The sequence below is a fragment of the uncultured Helicobacter sp. genome (assembly GCF_937893305.1).
Taxonomy (GTDB): Bacteria; Campylobacterota; Campylobacteria; order Campylobacterales; family Helicobacteraceae; genus Helicobacter_D.
Map to the genome: position 1 here is coordinate 1 of NZ_CALBGN010000022.1, position 6,829 is coordinate 6,829.

At 33.9% G+C, this 6,829-nt stretch carries 9 protein-coding genes; all 9 read left to right on the forward strand.

All coding sequences use genetic code 11. The features are described from left to right. Positions 1 to 67 precede the first annotated feature (67 nt). A complete protein-coding gene (locus Q0358_RS08360) occupies positions 68 to 1,516 on the forward strand; it encodes a DUF1073 domain-containing protein (RefSeq protein ID WP_299550136.1) in 1,449 nt (482 codons plus the stop codon). Next, positions 1,503 to 2,348, forward strand: a complete 846-nt coding sequence (locus tag Q0358_RS08365; protein WP_299550139.1) for a phage minor head protein — start codon at positions 1,503 to 1,505, stop codon at positions 2,346 to 2,348. Before Q0358_RS08360 ends, Q0358_RS08365 begins: the two co-directional genes overlap by 14 nt. A 59-nt stretch (positions 2,349 to 2,407) precedes the next feature. Further along, positions 2,408 to 3,682, forward strand: a complete 1,275-nt coding sequence (locus tag Q0358_RS08370) for a DUF2213 domain-containing protein (RefSeq protein ID WP_299550142.1) — start codon at positions 2,408 to 2,410, stop codon at positions 3,680 to 3,682. A gap of 9 nt (positions 3,683 to 3,691) precedes the next feature. Further along, positions 3,692 to 4,219 carry a hypothetical protein gene (locus tag Q0358_RS08375; protein WP_299550144.1) on the forward strand — a complete coding sequence of 176 codons (528 nt, stop codon included), beginning with the start codon at positions 3,692 to 3,694 and terminating at the stop codon, positions 4,217 to 4,219. A gap of 9 nt (positions 4,220 to 4,228) precedes the next feature. Further along, on the forward strand, positions 4,229 to 5,227 hold the full coding sequence (locus tag Q0358_RS08380) for a hypothetical protein (RefSeq protein ID WP_299550146.1): 999 nt from the start codon (positions 4,229 to 4,231) through the stop codon (positions 5,225 to 5,227). 12 nt (positions 5,228 to 5,239) lie between these two features. Next, on the forward strand, positions 5,240 to 5,545 hold the full coding sequence (locus Q0358_RS08385; protein WP_299550150.1) for a hypothetical protein: 306 nt from the start codon (positions 5,240 to 5,242) through the stop codon (positions 5,543 to 5,545). Positions 5,546 to 5,549: 4 nt separating this feature from the next. Further along, positions 5,550 to 6,065, forward strand: a complete 516-nt coding sequence (locus Q0358_RS08390; protein ID WP_299550153.1) for a DUF4054 domain-containing protein — start codon at positions 5,550 to 5,552, stop codon at positions 6,063 to 6,065. A 9-nt stretch (positions 6,066 to 6,074) separates the two neighbouring features. Beyond that, on the forward strand, positions 6,075 to 6,521 hold the full coding sequence (locus Q0358_RS08395; RefSeq protein WP_299550156.1) for a hypothetical protein: 447 nt from the start codon (positions 6,075 to 6,077) through the stop codon (positions 6,519 to 6,521). Continuing rightward, positions 6,518 to 6,829: hypothetical protein (locus Q0358_RS08400; protein WP_299550159.1), on the forward strand; the 312-nt coding region annotated here is incomplete at its 3' end. The genes Q0358_RS08395 and Q0358_RS08400, both read left to right, overlap by 4 nt.

Below are 6,829 nucleotides of genomic sequence, written 5' to 3' on the forward strand. Positions count from 1 at the left end.
AAAATAATAAAGTGGATTGGGGGGCTATAGCAAATATGCTATAATATTTTTTTATGAAAGGCGCATAGTGAATAAGAAAAGATTTTACCCCAGTATGAGCAGAAGACAAAAAGAAAATATTAATAGATTTAATGGAATGGTCGCGAATCAAGGTGAGAATATATTAGATTTAACTCCCCCTTTTAAATTCCAAGACGCCAGATGTGAAAATGTATTTAATGATTGGGCAAAAAGATTCCAAGATGAATGGATTAATGTTAATGCTAATGTTAATGCGAACAATTCCTTAACACAATATAGCGATTACATAGTTAATCGTGTGGGGTATAGCGAATGTGCTTTTTTGGCAAGCGATAGCATTATCAACAACGCAATTAATAAATATTGCAATGAAATATTAAGGCGTGGTGGTCATATTGTATTAGACATTAAAGACGATATACAAAGAAACGAACTTAAAGATGAACTAAATAAAAGATTACAAGACCTTAAATTTTTTGAAGTTTTAAGGGAAGCAATATCAGTTAGCCTTACTTATGGTGGGGCTTTAATTTTTGTTGATGTGAATGCAGAAGATTTGAGAAACCCTTTATATATCAAAAAAGAGATTTGGTTAAGAAACAAAATTAATGGGTTTAGAGTTGTGCCACCTTATCTTTGCGGCGCAAGTGAAGTAGAAACCGCTAACCCTTTAAGATATGATTTTATGCGGCCTACTATGTGGGCGGTAAGCGGAAATGCAGGAGTGATACACGCAAGCCGATTTATTCCTTTAGTTATTTTTGAATCTCCATTGCTTTTAAAACCAATGTTTAATTTTATGGGAATATCCATCTGCCAATTTATGAAAAATTATGTAAGTAGCGCAGATACTGCTAGGCAAAGCTTGAGCGATATGCTATTAAGATTTAGAAGTGAAATAATCAAAAGTGATTTAATTAAAATTAACCCTGAAGAAGCAATCGCACGAGCTAAAGCAATAAATAAACAAAAGAATAATAACTCTCTAATCCTTTTGACAAAAGAAGAAGATTATATCCAAAGCATTACTACATTATCAGGCTTAGACAAGTTAATAGCTCAGCTTTATGAAAATGTTGCTGTTAGCGCAAGAATGCCAGCAGTTAAATTACTAGGATTAACCCCAAGCGGATTTAATGCTACGGGTGATTTTGATTTAAATTCTTATTATGATGAGATTATGAGTTTGCAAAATGCAACAATAAAACCTATTGTAGAGCAAGTTTTAAAAATGCTTTGTATGGAAAAGGGCTTAGATATAACGCCGACTTATGAATTTAATCCAATCACAAAGACAAGCAAGCTAGAAGACGCACAAGTTAAGAATTTAGAAGCTGATTTTATAGGCAAGAATATTATTAATGGAGTATTTACGCAAGAACAAGGCTTAGAATACTTAAAAGATAATAATATTATAAGTAATAATTTTGATTTTGAAGATGAACCCGAAGAAGATGATTTTTTAAATGAGCAATTAACAGATGAAAAATACTAAACAAAAACGGGCGAAGGTATTGCCTAAAATAAAATCAAACTTTGCGCTAGAGAATGACTACAAAAGAAAATTACAAACATTCTCTAACGAAATAAATAGAAGCGTTTTATATTGGGCGCTTGCTAGGTATAATAAAACATTTGATAAAAATGTATCTAAACAGCTTGCTTTTGAATTTGATGAATTATTAAGAGATTGGGGCAAAAGAGCCGATAATTTAGCAAAGAATTTAGCAAAGAAATTTACAAGAAATACAGAAAAATATGTAAATCTTAAATTTGCTTCCTTTGATGAATCCTTTAATATTAAAAATAAAACGCAAGGTGTTAAAAATCAATTACAAGCAATATATGAGCGGAATCTAGCATTAATAAAGACAATTCCCAGTGAAATTATAGCAAGATACAGAAGCGCGTTTTTGAATAGCATAGGAAGTTTTGACCAAGAAGCTATTTATAAACAAGCAAAAACCTTTAAAGGCATATCCGATAGACGCGCAAGAACAATAGCTAGAGACCAAGCCCACAAAGCAATAAGTGGTTACACACAGGCGCGCGCGCAACAGCTAGGGTTTGAATTTTACAGGTGGGAAACCGCACACGATGAAAGGGTTAGTAAAGGCGATGGTGGGCATAAAATCTTAAATGGTAGGATTTATAGATATGATACACCAACGGCGATTATTGATAGTTACGGGAATAAAGGGCATTGTGGCGACCGCGTTAATTGTAGGTGTGTAGCAGTTAGTATTATCCCACAGCTAAATCAAGAGTTTAAACTAATTAAAGATGATAACGCAGGTGATTATTATATCATAGTTGATAAGAAATAATTCAGAATATCATTTTATAGTTATGATATAATTTACCGATTTTTAAATCAAGGTGATTAATGCATAGTTTTAGGATTTTAGACAAAAAGACTTCTAAAAGAATCAAAGACGATAACGGCTATCTAATCATAAAAAACAACCCTATCGCAAAAGCTGGAGTGTTTGAATATTTGTTAAGCGAGCTTAAAAGTGGCGTAAGCGAAGCAGATGATAGGATAGTTAAAGTCTATCGCCCTTTTGATGATTTAGTGAAAGTTAAAGATACATTTGCTAACAAACCCATTAAATTTAATCATAAATGGGTGGGGGAAGATGATAATTTGGCAGATGGAGCAATAGGAAGCTCCATAGGTATCGATGAAGATAATCTAATGCTAACTGCGGACATAATAATTTATAATCCCAAATTAATTAAAGCCATTGAAGAAGATAATATTGTTGAACTTTCTCCTGGTTACACAGGAGAAGAAGAATTACAAAATGGAAGATTCAATGGTGAGAATTATGAATATATCCAAAGAATAGTATGTGTTAATCATTTGGCTGTAGTAGATAAAGGTAGAAGTGGAAGCGATTTAAAAATACAAGATAGCAAAAATAATATTAAGGAGTTTGTTACAATGGCACAAAAAAGGTTTAAAGATAATCTAATGGCACACATTAAAAGATTCTTTGATGAGAATTCCGAACCTAAAAAAGAAGATGATGAGGAAGTGGAAATTAAAGAAGATGATGAGTTAAAAATCATTGATGAAGATAAAAGAGAAATCATTAGGGAAATTATGGCAATCTCAGGTAAGCCCGATTCTGAATTTAAAGGTGGAGAAGATGAAAAGGTTAAGACTATCTCGGAATTAGCCGAAAAGTTAGCTTATAATCCCAGTGAAACAGAAAAGAACGATAGCGAAAGCGAAAGCGAAAGCGAAGTGGAAAATAAAGAAGATGATGAAGAAGAGATTGTTATTGCAAAAGACAAAGTAAGCGCGGAAGAGTTAGCGGAAGCAGTAGTAGAAGCAACAGAGAGTATTATTGAGAAGAAGCTCACAGAATTCCAAGATAAGCAAAGAAAAGAACTAAAGAAAATCACAGACACTTATGCAAAAGTAAGTGACACATTAGGAACAACTTTTGATTATCGCGGAATGAGCGCAAACGATATTTATAAATTCGGATACGAAGCATTAAGTGGTAACACTTTAGGTAAAGGAATGGACGCAATGACAGCTTTCACAATGATTGCGCAAACAAAAAGAAGTAATTCTAAGTTTAACGATGTTGCTGTTCCGCAAAGCAAAGAAAGCAATATTTTAAAAATTTTAGATGATAGATATTAAGGAGAAAAAATGGCTTTTCAAAATCAAGCGTATGCAACGCAAGCATTAGGGGTTCCAGGACAAATTTCAAAAGGATTTCACAATTACACAAATATTACTTATGGAATAGCGGCAGATGATAATGTTTGTGTAGGTTGCTTTGTGCAATCTAAAACAAGCGGGACGAATGAAAATGAAGTAATTGGGGCAAGTGGGGCAGCAATATCCGGGAAAATTTTAGGAATTGTGGTAAAAGACAATTACATCGCAAGCAATGGCGCAGAAGCGGTGCATATCTATAAAAAAGGCGATAATGTTGCAATTCTTAATGTAGGAAGCATTTTTATTGAGACCGAAACACAAGCAACGAAAGGGCAATATGTGTTTTTAAAAACAGAAAATGGCGCATTAGTGTTTGGTGATAAAATGGTAAAAGCTGACCACACATACACAGGGTTTATTGTTTCAAAAGGGCAAGCAGAAGCTAGCGACGGCATTATTGAGATTACCACAGCACAAGCAAACACAATTAACACTAATGAAACAATTACAGCATAAGGGGAGAATATGAGAAGAATTGACGCAAGAGAATTAAAAGCTTTAAATCAAAAAGGCTTTTTTAATAGTAGAAGAGCTGATGCACAGCCAACATTTACAGCAACAAATATCGGTATGCCTGCAGGCATTTTATCAAGTTTAAATACTCAAGTTGTGGAGAATATCCTAAATTACAGAACAGGAGATGAAGCCTTAGGGCGTAGGGAAAAATTGCTTGATTGGTCTGATGATGATTACTATACACCTATTGTAGAAAGAACTGGGCAAACTACACCTTATAGCGATTATGGAATGCCGTTATTAGCTGGTATGAATATCAACTTTAATAGAGTAGGGCATTATCGTTTCTCCACAAAGTTTAATTTTGCTAATTTAGAAGCAGAACAAGTTAGCAAGGCTAAGATTAATTATAGCGATATGCTTATGAGCGCAACCACAGAAGCAATCGCAGTGGAGTTAAACAGAACTGCTTTTAATGGGTATATTAATAACAGCGGAAACTCGTTTTTATGTTATGGGTTATTAAATAATCCAGAATTACCAAGTTATGAAGCGTCAGACAAATTATTATCAGCTATGACATGGCAGGAAGTTATGGCTTTTTTTGCTAAAGCAGTTGGTAAATTAGTAACACAATCAGGGAATGTTATTAATAGCGATTCTAAAATTAGATGTGTTATTAGCTCCACAGGATATACGACCTTAAAATCAAAATATACCGATTTAGGGGTTTCTGTATTTGAGCAAATACAAAGAACTTATCCTAATATGTATTTTGTTAGTGCTATTGAATTTGTAAAAGCTTATACTAACCAAGATGTGATTTATTTTATCGGGGAGAGTATGGCAGGTGGAGTTGCTGATACGACCAAGCTTGGATATAGCGAGCTAGCATTAATGGGCAATGTAATACAAAACGATTACGGATATTCGCAAGCAATGAGCGCGGGGACTTGTGGTGCGCAAATATTCAAGCCTTTGTTTATTGTAAGATACAATAACATCTAATAAGGGGTATTTATGTTCGTTATTATTAAGGAAATGGCAGGTTGTAGCTATCATTTAGAAAATAAAACAATCACTTTTAAAGGTGGTTGCTTTATGAATGAAATAAGCAAAGACGATTTTAACGCAATCATTAATAAATATTCAGGCTTTAAACAAGCTATTGAAGACGGCTTTATTGTTGTTTCAAATGATAAAGACCAAAAGAAAGAGTCTAAAGCCGTTGATGATAGCCTGCAGAACATCAAAAATAAGCAAGATATGGATATAAATAGAAATAAGAAAGCTAATAATGTTAAGCTCCAAGAGGGCGAGCGTTAAGGTTATGGATATGTGGGATAAAGAGCAAGAGCTAGATAAACCGACAATATTGCCGGAACTGGACCCTGAGATAGATGGGGAGCTACCACCACCAGATGTTCCACCTAGACCTTTACCTATTATTATCCCTGATGAGCTTAGACAATTCTTAGAAGTTTACCAAGAATTTAAGAACGCCATCACTTTGCAGGATGATGTGGATTCTTTTATGGTCGTCTTTGATAAAATCAAATGCTTATATCCAGAGTTTAGGGATTTTACTAAATGTAAGACTTTATTCCCTTTTTATATGCTTGTTGCGCATTATTCAGTGATGGCAGGCTTAGGCGAATCCATAGGAATATTGCCACAAAAAGGGCTTACTGCTAGTAGCAGTGTAGGGGATGTTAGTGTTAGTTATCAAGCTTCGCCATATTCCACAAAAGGAGATGAACTTACATATTTTTTAAGTTTAACCCCTTATGGTATAGAATATCTGGCGTGGCTTGCAAGACAAGCAGGCTTAAGAATTGTTAATTAAGGTCGTATATTGAAAGCAGAAATAAAAGGTTTTGATTTTAACTTGGTAAAAGAGTTGGAAAAAGAATTTAAGGGGTTGCTAGGCAATATTAGTAATCTTGAAGTTGGTTTTTTTGAAACTGCAAAATATACTAATGGGGATTATGTAGCTAGCATTGCCAGTATGCAAGAATACGGGAGCATAAACATACCGCCAAGACCTTTTTTTAGGAATGCAATTAATAAAAACAAAGTTAAATGGATAGATTTACTAAAACAACAATTAGTAAGTAATCAAAATTTGGAACTATCTTTAAACCAAGTAGGTGAAATTGCACGGGGCGATATTATCACAAGCATTAATCAAACAAACACGCCACCTAATGCGTTATCAACAATTAAACAAAAAGGAAGTAGTAAGCCTTTAGTTGATACAGGATTTATGCGAAGCAGTGTTAATTATAAAGTTGTGAAATGAATCTCCTAAACGAAGCAATGCCAGCAATACTAGGGCTTATCCCTAAACAAAATATAAAGATTATCAATAAATCTTTAGAAAATGTAAATGGATTCCCGCAAGAAGTTATTACAGAAATTGAAACTTTTGCGCATATTCAACCCGTTAATCCTTCCGAACTTGTAAAGCTTACAAGTGGCACACTTGATTCTACTAATTATTACCGGTTTTATATGATTGGAAACTTAGCACAAGTTTTAAGCAGTGTTTCAAAAATAGACGCTGAAATATTATGGGGTGAATCAAGCTTTAGGGTTTTCTCTAAAGAA

Excerpts from the sequence above, each read along its gene's own strand:
- Q0358_RS08365 (WP_299550139.1), top strand. The coding sequence starts at position 1,503 with ATGAAAAATACTAAACAAAAACGGGCGAAGGTATTGCCTAAAATAAAA.
- Q0358_RS08380 (WP_299550146.1), top strand. The coding sequence starts at position 4,229 with ATGAGAAGAATTGACGCAAGAGAATTAAAAGCTTTAAATCAAAAAGGC.
- Q0358_RS08390 (WP_299550153.1), top strand. The coding sequence starts at position 5,550 with ATGGATATGTGGGATAAAGAGCAAGAGCTAGATAAACCGACAATATTG.
- Q0358_RS08370 (WP_299550142.1), top strand. The coding sequence starts at position 2,408 with ATGCATAGTTTTAGGATTTTAGACAAAAAGACTTCTAAAAGAATCAAA.
- Q0358_RS08375 (WP_299550144.1), top strand. The coding sequence starts at position 3,692 with ATGGCTTTTCAAAATCAAGCGTATGCAACGCAAGCATTAGGGGTTCCA.
- Q0358_RS08385 (WP_299550150.1), top strand. The coding sequence starts at position 5,240 with ATGTTCGTTATTATTAAGGAAATGGCAGGTTGTAGCTATCATTTAGAA.